General features: G+C 70.6%; 14 protein-coding genes. 10 read left to right on the plus strand and 4 right to left on the minus strand.

The window, feature by feature from the left end; all coding sequences use genetic code 11:
- Positions 1-301 precede the first annotated feature (301 nt).
- Entirely contained in the window at positions 302-1,138 is an 837-nt protein-coding gene (locus tag AB0M11_RS13400; RefSeq protein ID WP_365704633.1) for a class II fructose-bisphosphate aldolase, read from the minus strand.
- Positions 1,139-1,316: 178 nt separating this feature from the next.
- Here AB0M11_RS13400 and AB0M11_RS13405 point away from each other — a divergent pair, with 178 nt between their 5' ends.
- The gene (locus tag AB0M11_RS13405; RefSeq protein ID WP_365704636.1) at positions 1,317-2,105 is read left to right on the plus strand and encodes a DeoR/GlpR family DNA-binding transcription regulator; all 789 of its coding nucleotides are present in this window, start codon (positions 1,317-1,319) and stop codon (positions 2,103-2,105) included.
- 49 nt (positions 2,106-2,154) lie between these two features.
- On the opposite strand, the gene AB0M11_RS13410 is transcribed toward AB0M11_RS13405, so the two are convergent.
- Genes AB0M11_RS13410 through AB0M11_RS13420 form a run of 3 tightly spaced genes read right to left on the minus strand, consistent with a single transcriptional unit; the run spans position 2,155 to position 5,217 of the window.
- Positions 2,155-2,982 carry a carbohydrate ABC transporter permease gene (locus AB0M11_RS13410; protein ID WP_365704638.1) on the minus strand — a complete coding sequence of 276 codons (828 nt, stop codon included), beginning with the start codon at positions 2,980-2,982 and terminating at the stop codon, positions 2,155-2,157.
- Entirely contained in the window at positions 2,979-3,953 is a 975-nt protein-coding gene (locus AB0M11_RS13415) for a sugar ABC transporter permease (RefSeq protein ID WP_365704640.1), read from the minus strand. Before AB0M11_RS13415 ends, AB0M11_RS13410 begins: the two co-directional genes overlap by 4 nt.
- 4 nt (positions 3,954-3,957) lie before the next feature.
- Entirely contained in the window at positions 3,958-5,217 is a 1,260-nt protein-coding gene (locus AB0M11_RS13420) for an extracellular solute-binding protein (protein ID WP_365704642.1), read from the minus strand.
- A gap of 180 nt (positions 5,218-5,397) precedes the next feature.
- Here AB0M11_RS13420 and AB0M11_RS13425 point away from each other — a divergent pair, with 180 nt between their 5' ends.
- The 9 genes from AB0M11_RS13425 to AB0M11_RS13465 all read left to right on the plus strand — a co-directional run bounded on the left by AB0M11_RS13425 (position 5,398) and on the right by AB0M11_RS13465 (position 23,797).
- Entirely contained in the window at positions 5,398-6,294 is an 897-nt protein-coding gene (locus AB0M11_RS13425; protein WP_365704644.1) for an SIS domain-containing protein, read from the plus strand.
- 357 nt (positions 6,295-6,651) lie between these two features.
- Positions 6,652-9,687, plus strand: coding sequence for a TIM-barrel domain-containing protein (locus AB0M11_RS13430; protein WP_365704646.1), 3,036 nt, complete (start codon positions 6,652-6,654; stop codon positions 9,685-9,687).
- A gap of 16 nt (positions 9,688-9,703) precedes the next feature.
- Positions 9,704-11,572 (plus strand): glycoside hydrolase domain-containing protein, encoded by a 1,869-nt coding sequence (locus AB0M11_RS13435; RefSeq protein WP_365704648.1) that lies wholly within the window; start codon positions 9,704-9,706, stop codon positions 11,570-11,572.
- Positions 11,569-15,258, plus strand: coding sequence for a beta-galactosidase (locus tag AB0M11_RS13440; protein ID WP_365704650.1), 3,690 nt, complete (start codon positions 11,569-11,571; stop codon positions 15,256-15,258). The genes AB0M11_RS13435 and AB0M11_RS13440 overlap by 4 nt, the downstream gene beginning before the upstream one ends.
- Positions 15,255-17,363 (plus strand): GDSL-type esterase/lipase family protein, encoded by a 2,109-nt coding sequence (locus AB0M11_RS13445; RefSeq protein ID WP_365704652.1) that lies wholly within the window; start codon positions 15,255-15,257, stop codon positions 17,361-17,363. The genes AB0M11_RS13440 and AB0M11_RS13445 overlap by 4 nt, the downstream gene beginning before the upstream one ends.
- A gap of 45 nt (positions 17,364-17,408) precedes the next feature.
- Positions 17,409-18,836, plus strand: a complete 1,428-nt coding sequence (locus tag AB0M11_RS13450; protein ID WP_365704655.1) for an alpha-L-fucosidase — start codon at positions 17,409-17,411, stop codon at positions 18,834-18,836.
- Positions 18,833-19,774: a hypothetical protein gene (locus tag AB0M11_RS13455; RefSeq protein ID WP_365704657.1), complete on the plus strand. Its 942-nt coding sequence runs from the start codon at positions 18,833-18,835 to the stop codon at positions 19,772-19,774. The genes AB0M11_RS13450 and AB0M11_RS13455 overlap by 4 nt, the downstream gene beginning before the upstream one ends.
- Positions 19,771-20,661 carry a beta-glucosidase gene (locus AB0M11_RS13460; RefSeq protein ID WP_365704659.1) on the plus strand — a complete coding sequence of 297 codons (891 nt, stop codon included), beginning with the start codon at positions 19,771-19,773 and terminating at the stop codon, positions 20,659-20,661. Before AB0M11_RS13455 ends, AB0M11_RS13460 begins: the two co-directional genes overlap by 4 nt.
- A gap of 22 nt (positions 20,662-20,683) precedes the next feature.
- Positions 20,684-23,797, plus strand: coding sequence for an alpha-N-acetylglucosaminidase TIM-barrel domain-containing protein (locus tag AB0M11_RS13465; RefSeq protein WP_365704661.1), 3,114 nt, complete (start codon positions 20,684-20,686; stop codon positions 23,795-23,797).
- The last annotated feature ends 200 nt before the right edge of the window (positions 23,798-23,997 follow it).

The raw sequence follows: 23,997 nt of genomic DNA on the forward strand, positions 1-23,997 counted from the left end.
GATCTTGGCGGCACTTGCCGAGCAACGCTCATCTTGGCCGATTTCCCAGGTCAAGCGTGCTGATTCGCGTCAGTCCTGTGTGGCGCTTGTCTATGTGTTCCCGTCCTTGTGACCCCTCAATGGCCCCTGGGGTCGATGGGTTGGACGCTCACCACAGAAGCAGCCGTGTTCGCCGGTTCAGCCAAGGGGATTGAACCCTCACACAGCGGATTCCCATTCCAACGCGGCGATGCTCCGTCCCTGGTCCCGGGATGGAGCATCGCCCCTGACGCGCTCCCACTCCGTGTCCACGGCTGAGCGTCTACCCGCGGATGACGCGCAGCGCGTGCGTGACCGCAGCGGCCATCGCCCGGCGTGCCGCCTTCAGCGCGGGGCGCGGATCGACCACCGTGGCGTCCGCCGCCAGGGTCCCCCGGACGGCTTCGGTGAACGCGACGTTCAGCGCGGTCCCGATGTTTATCTTCACCATGCCGCCCGCCACGGCACGCCGCAGCTCCGCGTCCGGGACTCCGGTCGAGCCGTGAAGCACCAAGGGCACCGGAACCGTCGCCGCCAGCCGGACGATCAGGTCGTGGTCCAGCCGAGCGGTCCGGGTGGTCATCGCGTGCGCGCTCCCGACGGCCACCGCCAGCGCGTCCACCCCGGTCGCGGCCACGAACTCGCGGGCCTGACCGGGGTCTGTACGGACGCCCGGCGCGTGTACCCCGTCCTTGCCGCCGATCTCGCCCAGCTCGGCCTCCAGCCAGAGGTTCCTGGCGTGTGCCCAGGCCGCCGCGGCACGCGTGGCCGCGACGTTGGCGGCGTGCGGCAGCGCCGAGGCGTCGAACATGACGGAACCGAAGCCGCAGTCGGCGGCGCGATGCAGCAGCTCCTCGTCCGTGACGTGGTCCAGGTGCAGGGCGACCGGCACCCCGGCCGCTTCGGCCACCGCAGCCGTGGTCCGGGCGATCGGTTCGAGTCTGCCCCCGTGGAACCGCACCGCGTTCTCGCTGATCTGGCAGATCACCGGGGAGCCCGCGGCTTCCGCGCCCTCGGCGACCGCTTCGGCGTGCTCCAGGGTGATCACGTTGAAGGCGCCGACGGCGTGTCCGCCGCGGCGGGCGGAACGGACCAGTTCGGCGGTGGGGACCAGAGGCATGGGAAACTGCCGATCTCTCATGGGTGAACATTCGCGTTGCGTGAATTTGCTCGATTGAGGGCCATAAAATGCCCAAAGACGCCATGGCTTTTCATGGCTTCGCACACAGGCGCCCGGTCCGGCGCGTGTATCTCGGCGCGCGTGCACCCGCGCTCGCCACCGACAGGGAGCGACGAACATGGTGGCACCGCAGGCCAGGTGGAGCGCGCTGCTGGAGTTGCTGACCCGGGACGGGCGCATCGACGTGGAGACGGCGGCCGCCGAGCTGGGGGTCTCCGCCGCCACCATCCGGCGCGACCTGGACGAGCTGGCCCGGCAGCAGATGGTCACGCGTACGCACGGCGGAGCGGTGATCAACGCGATCGCGTACGACCTCCCGCTCCGCTACAAGGCCGCCCGTAACGCCCCGGAGAAGGAGCGCATCGCCCATGCGGCCGCCGGCCTGGTGAAGGCCGGCGCCGTGGTGGGGCTGAACGGGGGCACGACCACCACCGAGGTGGCCCGCGCGCTGGCTACCCGCGCGGACCTGAGCTCCGGCGGCGCGGAGACCGCCGTCACCGTCGTCACCAACGCGCTGAACATCGCCAACGAGCTGGTCGTACGACGTCACGTCAAGCTCGTGGTGACCGGCGGGGTGGCCCGCCCGGCGTCGTACGAGCTGATCGGACCGCTGGCCACCGAGCTCCTGACCGAGATCGCGCTGGACCAGGTCTTCCTCGGTGTGGACGCCATCGACGTGACCCACGGGGCAACCGCGCAGCACGAGGGCGAGGCGAGCATAAACCGGGCGCTCGCCCGCCGCGCCCAGCAGGTCGTCGTGGTCGCCGACTCCTCCAAGCTGGCCCGGCGGGCCTTCGCCCGGATCTGCCCGGTGACGGACATTCATGTGCTTGTGACGGACAAGGCCGCGTCCGACGCGCTCACCGAGCCGTTCAAGGCGGCCGGTGTGGAGGTGATCCGCTCCTGACGCGGCCGTACGCCCCATTGTCTCGGCCGTCCCATCCGTCTCGGCCGTCTCATCCTCTGACCCCGCCGGCGGTCAGACCGCTGATGAGGTAACGCTCCACGAAGACGAAGAGGATCACCACGGGCACGATCGCGACCAGCGAGGTCGCGAAGAGGTACTGCCACTGCTCGTGGTAGGCGGTGACGAAGCCGGGGATGGCCCGGGTCAGGGTCATGCGGTTGCCGGACGAGGTGACGGTGAGGGCGACGACGTACTCGTTCCACGCGCCGATGAAGGTGTAGACGAGCGCGGTCACCACACCCGGGAGCGCGAGCGGCAGGGTGATACGGGTCAGGGCGCCGAACCGCCCGGTGCCGTCGAGCCAGGCGGCCTCCTCCAGTTCCTTCGGGATGCTCGCGAAGTAAGCGTTGAGGATCCAGATGCAGAACGGAAGGTTGAAGGCCGCGTTGACGAGGATGAGGCCCTCGGCGGTGTCGGTCAGGTCGAGACCGACCATCTCCCGGTAGATGCCGACCAGCAGCGCGGTCGGCGCGAACATCTGGGTGACCAGCACCAGCAGCAGGAACGCCTTCCGTCCCCGGAACCGGTGCCTGGCCGTGAAGTACGCGGCGGGCAGCGCGGCGGCCAGCGTGAGCAACGTCGCCGCCCCCGCCACGTACAGGGAGAACAGCAGCGCGTCGGTGACCGGCGGGTCGGTGAGTTTCCACACGGCCGAGAAGTTGGACCACTCCCACCGGCCGGGCAGATAGGACGGCGGGGACTCCATCAGTTCGGAGGTGGGCCGCAGGGCGGTGAGCAGCATCTCGGCGTACGGCGCGAGGAAGGCGAGTGCGACGAGCCACCCCACGGCGGTGAGCAGGACGGTACGCAGCCTCATCCGGTCTCCTCCCGCGGGTTGACGATGCGCAGGTACACCAGCACGACCGCCAGGATCAGCACGAAGTTGACGACAGCCATGGCGGCCGACTCCCCCACGGCCTGGTTGTCGAAGGCGAGTTTGTAGAGGTAGGTGGTGGTCGTGTCGGTGGCGAAGCCGGGGCCGCCACGCGTCATGGCCCAGATGACGGGGAACGAGTTGAACACGTTGATCACGTTGATGATCGCGGCGACGAGCAGCGACGGCCGCAGCAGCGGAAGGGTGATCGACAGGTAGGCGCGCAGCGGTCCGGCACCGTCCACCCGGGCCGCCTCGTACACCTCGGCCGGGATGCCCTGCAGACCGGCCAGCAGGACGAACGAGGTGAACGGCAGCGACACGAACACCGCGACGCCCATCATGGCGGCGAACGCCTGACCAGGGTGGGCCAGCCAGTTGACGGGCGCGTCCAGGACGCCCAGGTCCATGAGGACTCGGTTGACCACGCCGTAGAAGTAGTTGAGCATCCAGCGCCAGATGAGTGCCGTCATCAGTACGGACGCCGCCCACGGCACGATCAGCGCCCAGCGCACCAGCCGGCGCCCCGGGAAACGGGAGTCGAGCAGCTGGGAGAGGCCGAGGGAGAGCAGGACGGTGACCGTGACCACCCCGACGACCCAGATCAGGGTGCGCAGCAGTACTCCGGGCAGGTCGTCCTCGGCGAACAGGTCGGTGTAGTTGCGCAGACCCGCGAAGCCCTGGGACAGGCCGGTGGAGCTGACCCGGGTCAGGGAGGTGCGGACCATCTCCACCACCGGCCAGACGACCATGGCCAGGATGAGCGCGGTCGCGGGGCCGAGCCAGAGCAGCGGCTCCCAGGCTCGCAGGCGCCCTCGCCTGCGGGGGCGGCACGGTGGCGGCGGTACCGGCGCCGCCGGGGCCTTGTCGGTTCCCGCCCCGGCCGCGCCAGTGGTGACGTCGTGGACGGTCACCGCGTCAGCTTCCCTTCTGCGCGGTCCGCTGTATCTCGCCGAGGACCTTCGCCGGATCGCCGCCCGCGACGGCGCTGCCGATGCGCTGCTTCACGGCGCCGTCGACGGCGGCCCAGGCGGGATCGTCGGTGGGGGCGAACTCCGCGTCGGGCAGGGCGTCGACGAACGGCTTGTAGTACGCGGCGTTCCGGCTGTCCGAACTGAGCGCGTCCCCGGCGGACTTGGTGACCGGCAGGAAGCCCTCGGTGGAGACGAACTTCGCCGCGTTCTTCTTCTCGTAGAAGAAGTCGAGGAACTTCTTCACCGCCGGCTTGTCCGCCCCGCCGTTCTTCTTGAACGCGACGAGGTAGTCCTGGACTCCGAGGGTCTTGTGGGTGGTGCCGTCCTCGCTCGGCAGCGCCGCGACACCGTAGTTCAGCTTGGCATTGACCGGGTCGATGAAGCCCTTGCGCAGGAAGACCGCGCCGTTGAGCATGCCGATCCGGCCCTGCGCGAACTCGTTGAAGACGTCCTTGCGGTCGGTCGTCTCCGGGTTGGGCTGAGTGACCCCTTCCTTCGTGAGTTTCCGCAGGTAGGCGAGGGTGTCGATGTTGGCCTGCTGGTCGATCGCCCACGCGCCTGAGGCGTCCGTCCAGCCGCCGCCGTTGTTCATCGCCCAGATCTGGAACTCGGCCTGGGCCTCCTCGGCCCCCAGCGGTAATCCGAGGCCGATGTAACCGGCCTTCTTGATCTTCTTGGCGTCGGCCTCGGCCTCGGCCCAGGTGGTGGGGGGCTGGGAGATGTTCGCCTTGGCGAAGATGTCCTTGTTGTAGAAGAACAGCCGCGCGCTGGAGATGAACGGCAGTCCGTACTGGGCACCCTTGTACTCGGCGTTCCCCTTGAACACCGGGAGGAAGTCGGCGAGCACCTGCGGCGAGACGACGTCCTTCGCCTGGTACACCAGGCCGTCCCGGGCGAAGTCGGCGAACTTGTTGTAGTTGAGGATGTCGGGCTCCTGCCTGGTCTGGACGTACGTCTTGACCTTGGAGTCCATCTGCTCCCAGTCGACGACCTCGAGGTTCACCCGGTAGCCGGGGTTCGCGGCCTCGAACTCCTTGATGAGCGCCTTCCAGTAGGGCTCGGTGTCGTCGTCGTACTTCGCCGCGACGAACCTGATCGTCTTGCCGTCGGACCCGCCGCTGTCGGACGCGCTGCCCTTGCCGCATCCGGCGACGGTCAGGGCCAGGGCCAGGCCCCCGGCGACGCCCACGAGGTGCCGTCTCACGGTGTACCTCCTCTGTGCGCAGTGATGCACGTGACCATGTCCAGTCCCGTGCTTGTTTATGCGCGATCAGCAGTGCTATCAATCATTAACAATCATCATGCGCAACAATTCACGCACGGTGTCAAGGGCCGCCGGATCACGTATCGGTCACGCCGTGCGCCCGAGACGGGAGATCATCCGATGAGTCAGACCGAGATCGAGATCGGCACGCAGCCCGAGTGCTGGGAGCGGGCCGTCGCCCTGGCACACCGTCAGGACGGCCCCGCCGCGGCGCTGCCCCGGCCTGGCGAGCGGGTGGCCGTCGTCGGCTGCGGGACGTCCTGGTTCATCGCCCAGGCGTACGCGGTACTGCGCGAGTCGGGCGGCCAGGGAGAGACCGACGCCTTCCCCGCCTCGGAGATGCCGGCGGGGCGGCCCTACGACCGGGTGGTCGCGCTGACCCGCTCCGGCACCACGACGGAGGTGCTGGAGCTGCTCGGCCGACTGCACGGAAGGGCCGCGACGACCGCAGTCACCGCCGATCCGCGGACCCCGGTGATGCAACTGGCGGACGCCACCGTGGTACTCGACTTCGCCGACGAGACCTCGGTGGTCCAGACCCGGTTCGCAAGCACCGAACTGGCGCTCCTGCGAGCCCACTTGGGTGAGGACCTGGAACATCTGCCGGAGCAGGGGCACGCCGCGCTGGCGGAACCGCTGCCGACCTGGCTCACGACGGCGGAGCAGTTCACGTTTCTGGGGCGCGGCTGGGCGTACGGGATCGCCCAGGAGGCCGCGCTGAAGATGCGCGAGGCGGCCGGCGCCTGGACGGAGGCCTACCCGGTGATGGAGTACCGGCACGGCCCCATCAGCATCACCGGACCGGGCCGGGTGGCGTGGTGGTTCGGAGACCCGGCGGCCGTGCCGTCCGGCCTGGCCGCCGAGATCGCCCGCACGGGCGGGCGGTTGGTGGCACTCGGCCGTGACCCCCTGGCGGACCTGGTCGTGGTGCAGCGACTGGCCGTCGCCCTCGGGTCGGCACGCGGCCTCGACCCGGACAACCCGCGCCATCTGACCCGCTCCGTGATCCTCACCTGACGCTCGTTCACACAGATTTTACGAACCGCTCCCACCGGCCGCCGGGCTCGTCGCATCGCTTACACGGGCCCGGCGGCCGTCCGCCACCAGCGGCGCAGCCGCTCCGTGCCACCCATCGGATGTCTTCCCGAACCCTGTGCACCGCCTGTTGACACGTGAGACACCACGCAAGAACATGAGCGAAATCGCTCTGAATCTTGCATCAGCGTTCATTCATATGCAGTGCCCTTGAGCATGCTGCGCCGTCTGTACATCGGGCCGTCGGCACGTCGCTCGGCCCGCACGCCCACACCCCCCACGATGCACGACACATCGCCGCTCCACCGAGCCACCGTCCTGTCCGACAGGAGGACACGAGTGCATGCCCGACTGAGCAGCCCCGGCGGCATCCTGACCGCCACCGCCCTGACCACCGCCCTACTGACGCCCGGTGTCAGCCCGGCGGCCGCGGTGGTCGGCACGGAGACGGCCACGGCCACAGCCCGCCCCGCCGCTGCCGCCGCCACCGCGCCGAAGGTGACCCGGGGCAAGGACGCCGTCATCGTGTCCGTGCCGGCCACCGCTGACGCCGCCGGCTACACCCTCGACGTGGCCACCGCCGAGCTGTCGCTCACCACGCGCCGCGCCGGCACGACCGTGCTCGCCACCGCCTCCGGCGACACCGGCGCCCTCCGCTTCACCTCGTCCGACGGCACCTGGCAGCACACCACCGACGTCACCGCCTGGACCTGGAAGAACGGCGTCCTGACGGTCACCGCCGACACCACACTCACAGGGACCACCGTGAAGGCCCGGATCACCCCGAAGGCCGACCGCTACCAACTCGACTGGGAGGTCAATGGCGTCGACAGCCCGAAGCAGCTCGGCCTCGCCTACGACCTGAAGTCGGCGGGCCACTGGTACGGACACGGCGAGGCCGAGACCCCGGTCGGCGGCCCCGGCACCGACCAGCCGTGGCCGCTGGACAGCGGGCAGGTGGAGCACAGCGGCTTCGGCCCGGCGTCGTACAACATGATCGACCCGTTCTGGTACACGTCCTCGTCGACGGGGCTCAGGGTCGACACCGGCGACACCATGAACGTCGACATCAACGCCGGCAAGGACGGCCTCGGCCGCTTCACCGTCGACTCCGCCGACACCTACAGGGCCACCGTCTTCGTCGAGTCGACGCCCCGCGCGGTCTACCGCGACTACATCGGCATCGTCGGCAAGCCGAAGCAGAGCGATGCCACTTACGAGCAGTACGCGAAGCCGCTGTGGAACTCCTGGGCGCAGTTCTACACCAAGGTCGACCAGCAGAAACTCCTCAACTACGCCACCGAGTTGCACGAGAACGGCCTCGACGGGCACACCATCCAGCTGGACGACAGGTGGGAGTCCGAGTACGGCAACCTCACCTTCGACCCCACCACCTTCCCCGACCCGAAGGCCATGTCGGACAAGATCCACGCGATGGGGTTCGACTTCGGCATCTGGGTCACCCTCTGGATCAACCTGGACTCGGACAACTACCAGTACGCCGCCGACCACGGCTATCTCCTCAAGGACGCCGCCGACCCCGCCAAACCCTGCCAGGTGACCTGGTGGAACGGCACCGCCGGGATCGTGGACCTCGCCAACCCCGACGCCAAGGCCTGGTACGAGGACAACCTGAAGAAGCTCATGGACGCCTATGGCATCGACGGCCTGAAGTTCGACACCCGCTTCTTCGACGAGAAGTGCGCCCCGCGCGACGGCTACCAGGCCACCGACTACCAGAAGCTCGGCACCGAACTCGCCGACGAGTACGACCTCCAGGGCGCCGGCATCCGGGTCCACTGGAGCTCCACCGCCCACCAGGCCGGTTTCGTCACCCGGCAGGTCGACAAGGGCACGGGCTGGGAGTCGCTGAAGGCGTCGGCCGGCCAGAACCTGGCGATCTCCACCATCGGCTATCCGTTCGTCGAGTCGGACATGATCGGCGGCTCCGGCGGCCAGCCCGCCCCGAGCAAGAACGTCCTGATCCGGTGGGCCCAGTCGGCCTCGCTCATGCCACTGATGTACTCCTCCACCTCACCCGTGGAGACCACCGACGTCACCACCGGCCAGAAGGTGACCTACGACCGGCAGACCGTCGATCTGTACGCGGCGGCCGTCAAGGCGCACGAGCGGCTCGCCCCGTACATCTGGGACCAGGTCCAGGCGACCCTGAAGACCGGCGACCCCATCATGCGCCCGCTGTTCTTCGACTTCCCGAAGGACCGGGCGAGTTACACGGTGAGCGACGAGTGGATGCTGGGCCCCGCCGTACTGGCCGCCCCCGTGCTCGCCGCCGGCACGACCCGCACGGTCCACCTGCCGTCCGGCACCTGGTACGACGTCAACCACGGCACGCTCCTGCACGGCCCGGCGACTCTCAAGGGCTATGCCGCTCCCCTCGGTGTGACCCCCGCGTTCGTACGGCTCGGCGCCAAGGGAGCCCTGAAGGCGATCAGGGCGCTCAAGCGCGACGACGTCCCGGCCGCGTCCGTCCTGCTCACCCCGGACGCACCGAGCACCGGCATCGGCGCGCCCTTCGAGGTCACGTCGACCGCGACCAACTGGAGCAGCCACGCCATCAGCGGCGTCGCCGCCGCCCTCGGCGTTCCCACCGGCTGGACAGCCACCACCACCAAGTCCACCGCCAGGAGCCTGGCCCCCGGTGCCTCGCTCACCACCACCTGGCAGGTCACCCCGCCCGCCGACGCCAAGTGGGGCAGCCACGACCTGACGGGCACGGTGACCTACGACCGTACGGCCGAGGTCGACGCCACCGTCCAGGCCACCGTGGAACCGACACCGGGCAGCGTCTCGGAGCCGTACCGGACGACGCAGACGACCGACGACGCCCAATACGCCCAGGGCGGCCACCAGTTCGCTATCTGGGCGGGCGGGCAGGACCTGTCCGGCTGGAAGGACGAGAAGGGCGCCGTCTACTTGCCAGACTCCGCCGGTGAACAGGCCACCGTCCAGACCGAGTTGGTCTCCCAGACCGGAACGACCCCGGCCGGCAAGGCTGGTATCGCCCTCGCCGACGACCTGACCGCCCCGGCCAAGGGCGGCTACGCGGTGCTCACCATGTCCAACACCTACGGCCTGGAGTTCCTGACCGACAGCAACGGCGACGGTGTCCTCGACACCTGGGCCGGCGGCGGATCCACCTACCACCCCGCCTACCTGAAGCTCGTGCGCGACGGCACCACCTACACCGCCTACGCCAGCGAGGACGGCTCCGCCTGGACCACCGTCGGCACCGCCGACGTGCCCTCGGCGTCCGGCACCGAGGACGCCGGCATGGTCGCCAGCGCGGTCAACGCGTACTACCCCGGCGAGACGCTCCAAGCGGTCTTCGACGGTTTCTCCGTCACCTCCTGAGAGGGCCCCGATCACCATGGCACGCATTCCCCTGGTCGCCGCTGCCGCGTTCGTCGCCGGAGTCGTCGTGGCCGCGACCACGACAGCCGTCGCCGGCTCCGGCGGCAGCAGCAGCGACGCCAACTCCCGACAGACCACCACCTGGCTGACCGTCAAGGTCGCCGATGCCATGGGCACCAGGAACACCATCACCTGGGTGCCCACCGGTTCCTTCGCCTCCTCCGCCGAGGTACGGGTCCCCCGCTACCCGACCACCGCCATACAGGGCAAGGACACCAAGGACCTCGCCCTGTCCGCCGTCCGCAACGAGCAGGTGTCCGCGCAGCTCGCCATCGCCTCCGGGCACCCCCTGCGCGACGTGAAGGCGAGCGTAGGCGACCTCACCGGACCCGGCGGGGCTCGGATCTCCGGCCGGAGCACCCAGGTGCGGTTCGTGAAGTACGTACCCGTGCAGCGTTCGAAGAGCGAGATGGACTGGTCGGCCACCATCGACCAGGTCAGCTCCGCGACCGAGGTCTCCGGCGACCGGAACCCGGACGTGGTCGGTGACCCCCTGGCGGAGGGCACCTCGGTCGACGTGCCCGCTTATGCGGCGCAGCCGCTCTGGTTCACCTTCCACATCCCGAAGACCGCGAAGCCCGGCACCTACACCGGCGCCGTGACGGTCACCGCCGACGACGGCACGAAGGTCACCTACCCGCTCTCGGTCCAGGTCGCCGACGCCGCCGTGCCTGACCCGAAGGACTACAGCTTCTTCCTCGACGTCTGGGCCCAGCCCGAGACCATGGCCCTGAACAGCGGGGTGGAACTCTGGTCGGACGACCACTGGAAGCTGATCGAGGCCTACGACAGGGACCTGGCGAGCCGCGGCCAGAAGGTCATCAACACCACGATCGTCGACAACCCCTGGCACCACCAGTGGTCGCTGGGCACCCGCCAGTCGCAGACCGCCACCCCGTACTCCAGCATGGTCGCCTGGAAGTGGGACGGCAGCCGGTTCTCCTTCGACTTCTCGCGCTGGGACAAGTACGTCCGCACGGCGCTGAAGGCGGGCCTCGGACCGGACATCGGAGCCTTCTCGATGCTCGCCTTCCAGGACGGCGAACACCTCACCTACACCGACACCCGCACTGGCAGGACCGTCTACGAGAACGTCGACCTGGACGGCGACCGCTGGCGCGAGGCGTGGGGCGCCTTCCTGCCCGCCTTCGAGCAGCACGTCACGGCGAAAGGCTGGCTGGACCACACCTGGCTGTCCTTCGACGAACGGCCGGTGGGCACCATGACGGTGGTGAAGGACTTCGTCCACGAGGTCGCCCCGGCCTTCGACGACCGTATCTCGGTGGCCGGCTCGGTCAGCGACGAGAGCCTCGCCTCGGACCTGTCCGTCAGCTGGGACACCATCGACCAGATGACGGCCGAGACGGCCGAGGAGCGCCGCAGGGCCGGCAAGATCACCACCTTCTACGTCTACGGCGCGCCCGCCCACCCCAACACGCTGTCCTACTCCCCCGCGGTCGAGGCCCGGATGCTCCCGTGGATCGCCGCGCAACGCCACCTCGACGGCTTCCTGCGCTGGTCGTACAACAGCTGGACCGCCGACCCCTTCACCCAGCCCGTCCACATCTTCAGCCAGGGGGACGAGTACCTGGTCTACCCCGGCAAGAACGGCCCGATGTCCAGCATCCGCTGGGAGCAGCTCAAGGAGGGCATCGAGGACTTCGAGCTCGTCGACGAGCTGCGGAAGAAGGAGGTCGACGACAAGGACAGCGCGGCCCTGACCGACGCCCTCACGACGGCGACGCGCGGACTGGACGGCCGCACGAAGGACGTCACCGACATCGAGGCGGCGCGGACGGCCGTCGTGAAGGCGCTGACGTCATGAGCGGACGCAGACGCCTGCACACCGCGCTGGCCTGGGCGCTGGCCACCGTCATGGCCCTCCCCCTCACCGCCGCACTGCCGTCGGTCCCGGCGGCTCGGGCGGCCACGCAGACCGCCCCGACGGTCCATCGGATCGCCTACGACAAGTACTCCGTCACCATCGACGGCAAACGGGTCCTGCTGTGGTCCGGCGAGTTCCACTACTGGCGCCTGCCCAGCCCCGGCCTGTGGCGGGACGTGCTGCAGAAGATGAAGGCGAGCGGCATGAACGCCGTCTCGATCTACTTCGACTGGGCCTACCACTCACCGACGAAGGGCCAGTACGACTTCACCGGCATCCGCGACGTCGACACGCTCCTCGACATGGCCCAGGAGGCCGGGCTCTACGTCATCGCCCGCCCGGGCCCCTACATCAACGCCGAGACGGACGGCGGCGGCTTCCCCGGCTGGCTGCTCACCCAGAAGGCCCGGGCCCGCTCGACCGACCCCGCGTACCTGGACGCGGCCCGCGAGTGGCTGCGGCACATCGACGCGATCCTCGCCCGCCACCAGGTCAGCAACGGGACCGGGCCGGTGCTGCTCTACCAGGTGGAGAACGAACTGTACGACCCGGACGGCCGGGAGTACGTAGTCGACCTGAGCAGACAGGCACGGTCCGACGGGATCACCGTGCCACTGGTCGGCAACGAGCCGGAGCCGCAGTACGCGGGCGGCGAGGGACTCGACTTCGTCGGCACGCTGGACCAGTACAACACCTTCTGCAAGGGCCAGTGGTGGGTCCCCGAGCTGACCCGGCCCGACGGCACCAAGCCGCTGGCAGTCCTGGAGGCGGGCACCGGCTGGTTCCAGACCTGGGGCGACACCGGGTACGACACCTGCCGCAAGACGGTCGGTCCCGCCTACCAGAAGATCGTCAACAAGGCCGAGATCATGCAGGGCACGACGATCGAGAACCTGTACATGGCCTACGGCGGCACCAACTGGGGATGGCTCGCCGACCCCCGGCAGGTCTACACGTCGTACGACTACGGGGCACCGATCACCGAGGCCCGGCAGACCGGCGCCGACTACGACGAACTCAAACGGCAGGGCCTCTTCTACACCACCACCGCCCCGCTCACCGAGACCGGACCCGCCACGGCACCCGCCCCCTCCGACCCCGACGTGAGCGTCACGGCCCGCGCCAACCCGGACACCGGGACCCGGTTCCTCTACCTCCGGCACACCGACGCGATGTCCGCGACCGACACGACCACCACGCTCAACTGGCCGACGCCGGACGGCGATTACCCGGTGAGCGTGCGGCTGCACGGGCAGACCGGCAAGATCCTCGTCGCCGGATACGACCTCGGCGGACAGCGCCTCGTCTACTCCACCAGCGAACTGATGACCAGCACGAGAGCCGGCGCGAAGGACGTCGCCGTGCTGTACGGCGGCGACGGCGACCCGGGACAGACCGTGCTGCGCTACTCCGCGAAACCCCGCGTGACGGTGCTGGACGGCAAGGCCGAGGCCACCTGGGACGCCGGCCGCGGCGACCTCAGGCTCGACTACACGCACGCCGGCCTCACCCGGGTGCTCGTCCACGGCGGCGGCCGACCCGACCTTCTCCTGCTCATCGGCACCGACGACCAGGCGGCCGGCTTCTGGCGGCCGGACGGCTCGACGCTCGTGCGGGGCACGGAACTGGTCCGCACGTCGGCCGTGCACGGCGACACCCTCACACTGACCGGCGACGCCGCGCGCACGGGCCCGCTGGAGGCCTTCGCCTCCCCCGCCGTCCGGCACGTCACCTGGAACGGCAGCCCCGTCGCCGTCCGCCGCACCGCGTCCGGCAGCCTGCTCGGCTCCGTACCAGGCCCCAAGGACGTCACCCTGCCCGCGCTCACCCACTGGAAGAAGTCCGCCGGGACCCCGGAGGCCTCCGTCGGCTTCGACGACTCCTCCTGGACGTACGCCGACAGACCGACCACCGACAACCCGACCCGGCCCGGCACCCTGCCCGTCCTGTACCAGGACGAGTACGGCTACCACTACGGCTACGTCTGGTACCGCGGCCACTTCACGGCGACCGGCACCGAGAAGTCCCTCTCCCTCACCGCCTACGCGACCAACCCCGACACCTCCTCGCAGGCGGTCGGTGTGTACTCGGTGTGGATCAACGGAGAGTTCGCCGGGACGAGTCAGACCGGCCGGCACACCTTCCCGCTCGACAGCGGTCTGTTACGCAAGGGCGCCGACAACGTCGTCTCCGTCCTGGTCGGCACGATGGGCCACAACGAGGACTTCGACTACGCCGGCGACGACCACAAGCAACCCCGCGGCCTGACCACCGCCTACCTCTCCGGCTCCGACGCCCAGATCACCTGGCGGATCCAGGGCGCCCGCGGCGGCGAGCAGCCGGTGGACACCGCCCGCGGCGGCATGAACACCGGCGGCCTGTACGGCGAGCGGTCCGGCTGGATGCTCCCCGGCTATCCGGACCGTGACTGGACCGCCGTCGGCCTTCCCTCCTCCGACCGCACCCCGGGCATCGCCTGGTACCGCACGACGTTCACCAGCCGGCTGCCCAAGGGCCAGGACGTCTCGGTCGGCGTCACGATCGACGACGCCGCCGACCGGAACTACCGGGCGCTGATCTACGTCAACGGCTGGCTGATGGGCCAGTACGTCAACGACACCGGCCCGCAGCACACCTTCCCCGTCCCGAACGGCATCCTGCGCGCCGACGGCCGCAACACCATCGCCATCGCCTCCTGGAACGAGGACGGCACCACCGGTGGGCTCGGCAAAGTGAGCCTGACCGAACTCGGCGACGTCACCTCCTCCCTGAAGGTCCCCGACGTCCGGGCACCCGGCTACGACCTCGCCGTCTACGCCGCCCCGGTCACCCCGGCCACGGTCACGCTCGACTCCCCCGACACGGTCGAGCCGGGCCGCACCTACCGGGTCACCGCCACCGTCGCCGTGCCCCGCACCGGCAGTGCGCTGCACGGCACCGCCCTGGGCCTCGGCCTTCCCGACGGCTGGACGGCGGATCCGGACGGCCCGGCCGGGACCGGCACCGTCCGACCGGGGGCCACCGCCACCGCGGCCTGGCAGGTCACCGTTCCGGCGTCCCAGCCGACCGGCGCCACCCTCGTCCTGAAGGCGAGAGCCGCCTTCGACGGCGGCTCGGTCACCGGTGAGCGGGTGCTGGCCGCCCAGCCGCCACCTCTGACGGCGGGCGAACACCACATCAGCGACCTGCCCTTCCAGTCGAGCAGCAACGGCTGGGGACCGGTCGAACGCGACCAGTCCAACGGGGAGAACGGACAGGGCGACGGTCTGCCGCTGCGGCTGCACGACGTCACCTACGCCAAGGGCCTCGGCACGCACGCCGCCAGCGCCGTCCAGGTCTGGCTCGGCGGCACCTGCACCGCCTTCCACGCCGACCTGGGCCTGGACCAGGAGACGTACGGCCGCTCGGACGGCCCCGCGACCGTCGCCTACACCGTCCTCGCCGACGGCGTCCCGGTGTACGAGAGCGGGACCGTGGACCGCGACACCCCGACGAAGACGATCGACGTTGCCGTCACCGGCGCCCGGCGGCTCGAACTCGACGTCTCGGACGCCGGTGACGGCAACGCACTCGACCACGCCGACTGGGCCGACGCGAAGGTGACCTGCACGGGAGGTCCGGCATGAGGTGGTCCTCGTGGCCCCGCGCCCTGGCCGCGGCCGTCCTGCTCGCGCTGCTGCCCGTACCGGCCCATGCCGAGGGCCGGCCCGGCTGGACCGGCACCTGGGCCACCGCCCAGCATGCCTCGTACGACCCGGGCACCTCGGAGGTGACCGTGCGTATCCCCGTCCACGTCAGCGCGGGCGGAACGAGCGTACGGATCCGGCTGACCAACGGCTTCACCACCGACGCACTGACGATCGGTCATGCCACCGTCGGACGACGGGCGGGCGGGGCCGACGTCGTCGCGCCCCGGCCGCTGTCCTTCGCGGGCAAGGGCCGGTTGACGATTCCGGCCGGCGGGCAGGCGACGAGCGATCCAGTCCGGCTGACCGTACCGGCGGGCCGTGACCTCGTGGTCAGCCTGTACTTCCCCGGCCGGCTGACCCACGTCAGCCAGCACTGGTACGGGCTGCAGACCGTGTACTGGACATCGGACGGCGGCGGCGACCATGCCGCCGACCGGGCCGGGGGCGCGTTCTCGGTGGCCGACTCCACCTTCCCGTTCCTGACCGGAGTCGACGTGCGCGGTGGTCCGGCGCGGGGCGCGGTGGTCGCGCTCGGAGACTCGATCACCGACGGGGCGGCGTCCACGGCGAACACGAACCGCCGCTGGCCCGATTACCTGGCCGCCCGGCTCGGCGAGTGCACGGCACCCGCCGGGGTGCTGAACGCGGGCATCAGCGGCAACCAGGTCACGGCAGGCGTCGACGGCAACCCGTCGGCCCTGGACCGGCTGGAGCGCGACGTGCTGTCCCAGCCGGGCGCCCGTACGGTGATCGTCGCCGAAGGCGTCAACGACCTCATCCGCGAGACCGCCACCGCCGGCCAACTCATCGACGGCCTCACGGAGATCGCCCGCCGCGCCCACGCCCGCGGTCTCAGGGTCGTCGGCGCCACGATCGTCCCCTACAACGGCTACGGCGACCATTGGAGCGAGGCCAAGGAGGGCGAACGGACCGAGGTCAACGCCTTCGTCCGGGACTCCGGCGGGGTCTTCGACGCGGTCGCCGACTTCGACCGGGCGGTCCGGGACCCGGACGAACCGACCCGGTACGCAGCCGCGTACGACTCCGGCGACCATCTCCACCCGAACGACACCGGGCTGAAGGCGCTCGCCGACGCGGTCGACCTCAACACCCTTGGGGCGGCGGCCGGTTGTACGGCAGCCCGGGTCCGGCTCACCCCGTACCGGCCGGAGCTGCGCCCCGGGCAGGGCACGGACGTGACGGCGACCGTCACCGGCACCGGCGGCTCCGCCGTCACGGACCTGCGCACCCGCCTCGACCTGCCGCCCGGCTGGACCGCGCACCCGCTCGGCCAGGGCCGCCGTACGCTCGGGCCCGGCGAGAGCACGACCGTCACCTGGACCGTCACCCCGCCGGCCGACGCGACCTGGGGCACTCAGCAGATCGGCGTCACCTCGTCGTTCCGCCAGGACGGACGGGTCCGGCACACCACCGACAGCGTGGACGGAACGGTCGTTCCCGTGCCCACGGGGGTGCGGGCACCGTACCTGACCGTCTCCACCGCCCCGGACGCCCAATACGCCCAGAACGGCGACCAGTTCGCCATCTGGGCGGCGGGCCAGGACCTGTCCGGCTGGAAGGACGAGAAGGCGGCGGTCTACCTGCCCGGCGCCGCTTCGGCCTCCGGCAGCGTCACCGCCCGCGTGGTGACCCAGACCGGCAGCGGCCCGTCCGCGAAGGCCGGGATCGCCCTCGCTGCCGACCTCACCGACCCGGCCAAGGGCGGCTACGCCGTCCTGACCATGTCGGCCCAGTACGGCGTGGAGTTCATGACCGACAGCGACGGCGACGGCCGCCTCGACACCTGGGCCGGCGGCGGCGCTTCCTACCACCCCGCCTGGCTGCGGCTGACCCGTGACGGCACCACCTGCATCGCGTACGCGAGCACGGACGGCGCCCACTGGCTGCACATCGGGACCGTTGTCCTCCCCTCCGCGTCCGCCACCGCGTCCGAGGACGCCGGTCTGGTCGCCAGCGCGGTCGACCTCGACTACCCCGGCCAGGTCACCTCGGCCGTCTTCGACGCCTTCACCGTCTCCTGAGTCTCCCAAGTCACCTGAGTCTCCCGTCGAAAGGCAGCAACTCCCATGGCAGTAAGCCGCAGGCAGTTCCTCGGTACGGCCACCGCGCTCGGCGGAGCCGTCCTGCTCGCCCCGCCGGGTGCCGCCCACGCGATCGCCGGCGGCATCCCCGACTACCAGGCCACCAGACAGTCCCTGGACACCCACCCCGTACCGCGCTGGTACAAGGACGCCAAGTTCGGCATCTTCGTCCACTGGGGCGTGTACTCGGTCCCGGCGGGCTCCGCCCGGCAGATGGCCGCGGAGTGGTACCTGTGGTACCAGAGCTACAAGGACAACCAGACGTGGTCCTACCACCGCGACACCTACGGTGCGGACTTCGTCTACGACGACTTCATCCCGCGGTTCACCGCGGAGAACTACGACCCCGACTCCTGGGTGCGTCTCTTCGAGCAGGCCGGCGCCGAGTACTTCGCGCTGACCAGCAAGCACCACGACGGGTTCGCCCTCTTCCCCAGCGCGGTGACGGACCGGCACGCCGGGAAGTACGGGCCGAAGCGGGACCTGGTCGGCGAGCTGATGGCGGCGGCCCGCAGACGCGGCACCGTACGCCCCGGGCTGTACTACTCGCTCGGCGAGTTCTTCAACCCCGCGCTCGGCAGGCCTATGCGCAACTTCTACACCGACCAGGAGATCCCCATGGTCGGGTACAAGGAGGTCGCGGACTACGTCGGCGACTACGAGCTCAAACAGCTCTACGAGATCATCGACCGCTACGACCCCGAGCTGCTGTGGGCGGACGGCCAGTGGTTCCGCAAGACCGACACCACGCCGTGGCGCAGCGAAGAGCCGATGGCCCACTACTACAACAAGGCCAAGAACCGGCCCCGGCCGAAGGGCGTCGTGGTCAACGACCGCTTCGACACGCACTACGACTTCGCGACGTACGAGCAGCGCACGAACCCCACGATGGATCCGCAGAAGTGGGAGTGCTGCATCACCATGGGCTACTCCTGGGGCTACAACAAGTTCGAGACGGACGAGGACTACAAGACCTCGGAGTACCTGATCCACCTGCTCGCGGACGTGGTGAGCAAGAACGGCAACCTGCTGCTGAACATCGGCCCCAAGCCGGACGGCACCATCCCGGCCGTCATGCAGCAGCGGCTGCGGGACATCGGCGCCTGGCTCGACGTCAACGGCCCCGCCGTCTACGGCTCGACGCCCTGGCTGCGGGCCGAGGAGACGGGCAGCCCGCTCGGCATTCGCTACACGGTGACACCGGGCAGGTTCAACGTGATCGTGCTGGGCGCCCCGAGCGGCACCCTGTCGCTGCCCGGCGACATACCCGTCAGTTCCGGGTCGCGGATCCGGCTGCTGGGCAGCCGGGAGCCGGTGCGCTGGACCCGCTCGGACGGAAAAATCCACCTCACCGTCCCGTCGTCGCTGCCCAGCGACATCGCCAACACGTTCACCATCGACTGGGTCCGGTGAGCGCCGTGACGGACACCGCCTTCGACACCCTCGGGCCCACGCTGACCGTCACCACCGAACCCGCCGAGCCGGCCGGCGGTGACACGGTGACGGCGACCGCCGCCCTCACCAACGACTGTCTCTTCCCCCTCAAGGGCGCCGTGCTGTACCTGATCGACCCGGGCGCCGAGACGGCCACCCGGACGATCCCGCTCGGCGGCCTTCGGCCCGGCGCCACCGTCACCCGCCGCTGGCGCACCACCATGCCGTCCGATGTCGCCGGTGACGTGTCGTTCACCGCCCACGCCGTGTTCGACGTCCGCGGGCGCAGCAGCGACTGCGCCCGCGCCGCCAAAACGATCACCGTGCCCTACACACCCAACGGTGTGCGGGACCCGTACCGGACCTTCTCCACCGCCGACGGCAGCCAGTACGGCCAGTTCGGGACCCAGTTGGCGATCTGGGCGGGCGGCCGGGACCTGTCCGGCGGCACCGACGAGAAGGGCGTGATCTACCTTCCGGGCGCCACCTCCACGTCCTGCATGGTCCAGGCGGAGGTGATGAGCCTGACCGGGAGCGACAACCCGGTCGCCAAGTCCGGCATCGCGATCGCCGACGACCTCACCGACCCGGCGAAGGGCGGCTACGCGGTCCTGACCATGTCGGCCCAGTACGGCGTGGAGTTCATGACCGACAGCGACGGCGACGGCCGGCTCGACACCTGGGCGGGCGGCGGCGGTTCCTCCCACCCGTGCTGGCTGCGGCTGGTGCGCTCCGGTACGACCGTCACCGCGTACACCACCGGCAACGGGCTGGCGTGGGACGAGGTCGGCAGCGCCACCGTGCCGTCGGCGGGCGGGACCGGTGACGCCGGCGTCGTCGCGAGCGCCGTCAACACCAACTACCCGGGCACGACGATCCGTTCGGTATTCGACCACTTCACCGTGGAGGCGTCATGACGTACCGGGCCGACGAGGACTTCCTCAACCCGCCCGTGTCGCTGACCGTGTCGCCCGACTCCCCCGCCGCTGGGTCCGCGGTGACACTCACCTCGACATTCACCAACAGCACGGCGATCACACTGCGCGGCACTGTGCTGTACCTGGCCGCGGGCGGCTCGGCACGTGCGATCCCCCTCGGTGACCTGAGGTCCGGCGCGTCCGTGACCCGTCGCTTCCGGACGACGCTGGCCGCCGACGCCGAGGGCGAGGTCCCGTTCCTCGCGCACGCCCTGTTCGACGTGCACCGGTCGGGCAGCGACTGCGTCCGCGCCTCGTCCTCCGCGCTCCTGCCCTACCGGTCGCTGCCCGGCGCCTTCGACAACGCGGGCATCGCCTCCGACGACGCCCTGACGGTCGCGAACATCGACGGCTCGGCATCCAGCCTGTCCGCCCAGGCGCTCGCGTCGGCCGGGCTGACCCCGGGCGCCGTGGTGACGTACGACGGAGTGGACTTCACCTGGCCGGGCACCGCGCCCGGCAACCACGACAACGTGGTCTGCTCCGGCCAGACGGTGCTGCTGTCCGGCTCCGGCTCCCGGCTGGCCTTCCTCGGCACCAGCACCTGGGGCCTGGGCGCGGGGGACGGCACGGTGGTCTACGCCGACGGGACCCGGCAGACGTTCTCCGTCTCCGTCCCCGACTGGTACGGGGCGAACCCGGCGGCGGCCGTGGTGCTGCCGTACCGGCACATCGCCACGGGCCGGGACGACAACCCGGTCAGTCTCTTCACCTTCGGGGTCGACCTCCAGGACAAGGAGCTGGCCTCCCTGGTGCTGCCGCGGGTCAGTGACGGCCTGGTGTCGGGAGTACCCGCCCTGCATGTGTTCGCCATGACGGTCGTATGACCGCGCGTCAGGAAGGACGCAGATGAACGACACCGATCAAGGCGTCACCCGCAGACGGGTGCTCACCGGCGCCGTCGCGCTGGGCGGCGCGGCCTGGCTCACCCGCACGCCGACGGCCCACGCCGCGGGCACTCTGTTCGACACCGCGCCCGCGGCCGCCGCGCTGCGGCGGCTGGTACCCGGGCACCACGGGCAGGTCACCCTGCGGGCGGTCGGCCCCGCGGGCGGCCCCGACCGGTACCGGGTCACCGGCCGGGCGGGGCGGATCACCGTCGACGGCACCAGCCCGGCGGTGCTGCTGACCGGCTTCCACACCTATCTGCGCACCGTCGCGTCCGCCTCCGTCTCCTGGAACGGCGAGCAACTGGACCTCCCCCGGCTGCTACCCGCGCCCCCCGGGGAGATCAGCGGCGCCGCGAACGTTCCGCACCGCTTCGCCTTCAACGACACCAACGAGGGCTACACGGGCCCGTACCGGACCTGGGACGCGTGGGAGCGGGAACTCGACGTGCTCGCCGTGCACGGCGTCAACGCGGTGCTGGTCTACATCGGCGGCGACGCGGTCTACTACGACACGTTCCGGCAGTTCGGCTACACGGACGCCGCGCTGCGGTCCTGGATCCCAGCGCCCGCCCACCAGCCCTGGTGGCTGCTCCAGAACATGTCGGGCTTCGGCGGTCCGGTGTCCCGGCGGCTCATCGAGCAGCGCGCCGACCTCGCCCGGAAGATCGTCGACCGGGTGCGCGAACTCGGCATGACACCGGTGCTGCCCGGCTACTTCGGCACCGTCCCCGACGACTTCCCAGCCGCGTACGGCGGCGACGCGGCGGTCGTCGCCCAGGGCACCTGGGGTGCCTTCAAGCGCCCGGACTGGCTCGACCCCCGCACGGACGCCTTTGCCAAGGTGGCGGCAGCCTTCTACCGCAACCAGTCACGGCGGTTCGGCGACAGCGGCATGTACAAGATGGACCTGCTGCACGAGGGCGGCAACGCCGGTGACGTGCCGGTCGGAGAAGCAGCCAGGTCCGTCGAGGCGGCCCTGCGCACGGCGCACCCGGGCGCGATCTGGGCGATCCTGGGCTGGCAGACCAACCCGTCCGCCGAACTGCTGAAGGGCGTCGACCGAAGCGGCATGTTCATCGTCGACGGCCTGTCGGACCGCTACACCACCGTCACCGACCGCGAGAGCGACTGGGGCGGGACGCCGTACGCGTTCGGCAGCATCTGGAACTTCGGCGGGCACACCCCCATCGGCGCCAACGCCCCCGACTGGGTGGACCTGTACCCGGAATGGCGCGACAAGGAGGGCAGCGCGCTCGCCGGGATCGCGGCGATGCCCGAGGGTGCCGACAACAACGCGCCCGCGCTGGCGCTCCTCACCGATCTGGCGTGGACGCCCGGCGGCATCGACCTGGACGAGTGGTTCACCGCGTACGCCGTCTCCCGGTACGGCGCCGCTGACCCGCACGCCGTGGCGGCCTGGCGGACGATCCGTGACACCGCGTACGGCATGAGCCGCGCCGACGCCTGGAGCGAGGCCCCCGACGGGCTGTTCGGCGCCCGGCCGAGCCTGGGCGCCGACAAGGCCGCCGCCTGGGGGCCGTCGGCCGACCGCTACGACACCACGGTCTTCGACACCGCGCTCACCGAACTGCTGCGCGTCGCACCCGCGTTGCGCGGCAGCTCGGCCTACCGCTTCGACCTGGCGGACGTCGCCCGGCAGGTGCTGTCCAACCGCAGCAGGGTGCTGCTGCCGCTGATCAAGGCGGCGTACGAGGCCGGCGACCGCCGTCGCTTCGACCAGCTGGGTGACGTGTGGCTGGACTGGATGCGGCTGATGGACAGGGTGGTGGGCACCAGCGGGCAGCGACTGCTGGGACGCTGGCTGGCCGACGCGCGCTCCTGGGGAGCGACGAAAGAGGAGAAGGACCGCCTGGAGTACGACGCCCGGTCGATCATCACCACCTGGGCCGGGCGGCCGAGCAGCGACGAGGGCCTGCACGACTACGCCAACCGCGAGTGGTCGGGGCTGGTCGGCGGACTGTACCTGACCCGCTGGCGGACGTACTTCGCCACGCTGTCGCAGGCGTTGAAGGAGGGGCGGGATCCGGAGAACGTCGACTGGTTCCAGTTGGAGGACGACTGGGCGCACGACCACACCGCGTACCCGGTGACCCCGCGCGGCGACGTGTATGCGCTCGCCCGGCTGGTCCGGGACACCCTGGCCGCCGATCCGAACCAGGTCGCGCTCACCGCGTCCGCCGACCGGGGTGCGGTGGCGGACGGGCGGCCGGTCGCCGTCACCGTGACGTTCACCAACCGCAACGGCTTCGCCGCCGCCACGGACGTGACGCTGTCGGTCGACGCGCCGGACGGCATGACGGCGCGGCCGACCGGCGCGGTGACCGCGGCGTCGGTCGCCCCGGGCGAGTCGTTCTCGGCGGACTTCACCGTGAGCCTGACCGGGACGGCCGCCGGAGACCTGGTGTCCCGGGTGCCGGCGACGGCGGCGTACCGGACGGGCGGCACCGCGGGTTCCGCGGTGGCGGTCATGCGACTGCTGGCGGCCACCGGGGTCCGGGAGCCGTACCGTACGGCCTCCTTCAACGACGCGGTGTTCGGCGAGTCGGCGGCAGGCGCGCTGGGCATCGAGGGCGCGGGGGCCGACCTGTGGGGCGCCACCAACGAGTTCGGCACGGTCTACCGAGCGGGGGCCTTCACCGACGGGTCGGTTGCGACGGTGACGGTCACCTCCCAGGAGGGCGGCGGCGGCTGGGCCCGCGCGGGGATGGTCGTCCGCGACGATCTGTCGGCGAACGGCACAGCCGGGTACGTCAACCTGGCGGTGACACCGTCCAACGGCTGCGCGCTGTCCTGGGACTCGGACGGCAACGGCACGTTCGACTCGATCGCGCTGTCCGGGTCGTTCACCGCGCCGGTGCGGCTGCGACTGACCCGGTCGGGCGGCTCTTACACCGGTGAGTGCAGCACGGACGGCGTGACCTGGACGACGGTCGGCACCGCCGTCCCGGGCGGGCCGGCGGGCAGCCAGGACGTGGGCGTCTTCATGACGGCGGCGAACGGCTGGACCGGCGCGCGGGGCCTGGCCTCGTTCGAGGGGTTCACGGTCGGCTGACGGTTCCGGCGCCCGGCAGCGGAATTGCCTCCCGACGGGGAGAGGCGGTCCCTGTACCGGGCGTTCTCCCGTCGCCGACGAGGCCTCTGCCGAAGCCCCTTCACAGCCCGTGCCGGTCAAGGATGGTCATCAGCTTGCGCCTGCGCTTCAGTTCCGCCCGCAGGCCGGCGAGATACCCAGGGAACGCATCCTCGGTCCTC

This window comes from Streptomyces sp. NPDC051987 (assembly GCF_040680735.1).
GTDB lineage: Bacteria > Actinomycetota > Actinomycetes > Streptomycetales > Streptomycetaceae > Streptomyces.

Bases quoted from the DNA above. Each gene is read 5' to 3' on its own strand.
- AB0M11_RS13400 (WP_365704633.1), bottom strand. From the start codon at position 1,138: ATGCCTCTGGTCCCCACCGCCGAACTGGTCCGTTCCGCCCGCCGCGGC.
- AB0M11_RS13405 (WP_365704636.1), top strand. From the start codon at position 1,317: ATGGTGGCACCGCAGGCCAGGTGGAGCGCGCTGCTGGAGTTGCTGACC.
- AB0M11_RS13410 (WP_365704638.1), bottom strand. From the start codon at position 2,982: ATGAGGCTGCGTACCGTCCTGCTCACCGCCGTGGGGTGGCTCGTCGCA.
- AB0M11_RS13425 (WP_365704644.1), top strand. From the start codon at position 5,398: ATGAGTCAGACCGAGATCGAGATCGGCACGCAGCCCGAGTGCTGGGAG.
- AB0M11_RS13435 (WP_365704648.1), top strand. From the start codon at position 9,704: ATGGCACGCATTCCCCTGGTCGCCGCTGCCGCGTTCGTCGCCGGAGTC.
- AB0M11_RS13440 (WP_365704650.1), top strand. From the start codon at position 11,569: ATGAGCGGACGCAGACGCCTGCACACCGCGCTGGCCTGGGCGCTGGCC.
- AB0M11_RS13445 (WP_365704652.1), top strand. From the start codon at position 15,255: ATGAGGTGGTCCTCGTGGCCCCGCGCCCTGGCCGCGGCCGTCCTGCTC.
- AB0M11_RS13450 (WP_365704655.1), top strand. From the start codon at position 17,409: ATGGCAGTAAGCCGCAGGCAGTTCCTCGGTACGGCCACCGCGCTCGGC.
- AB0M11_RS13460 (WP_365704659.1), top strand. From the start codon at position 19,771: ATGACGTACCGGGCCGACGAGGACTTCCTCAACCCGCCCGTGTCGCTG.
- AB0M11_RS13465 (WP_365704661.1), top strand. From the start codon at position 20,684: ATGAACGACACCGATCAAGGCGTCACCCGCAGACGGGTGCTCACCGGC.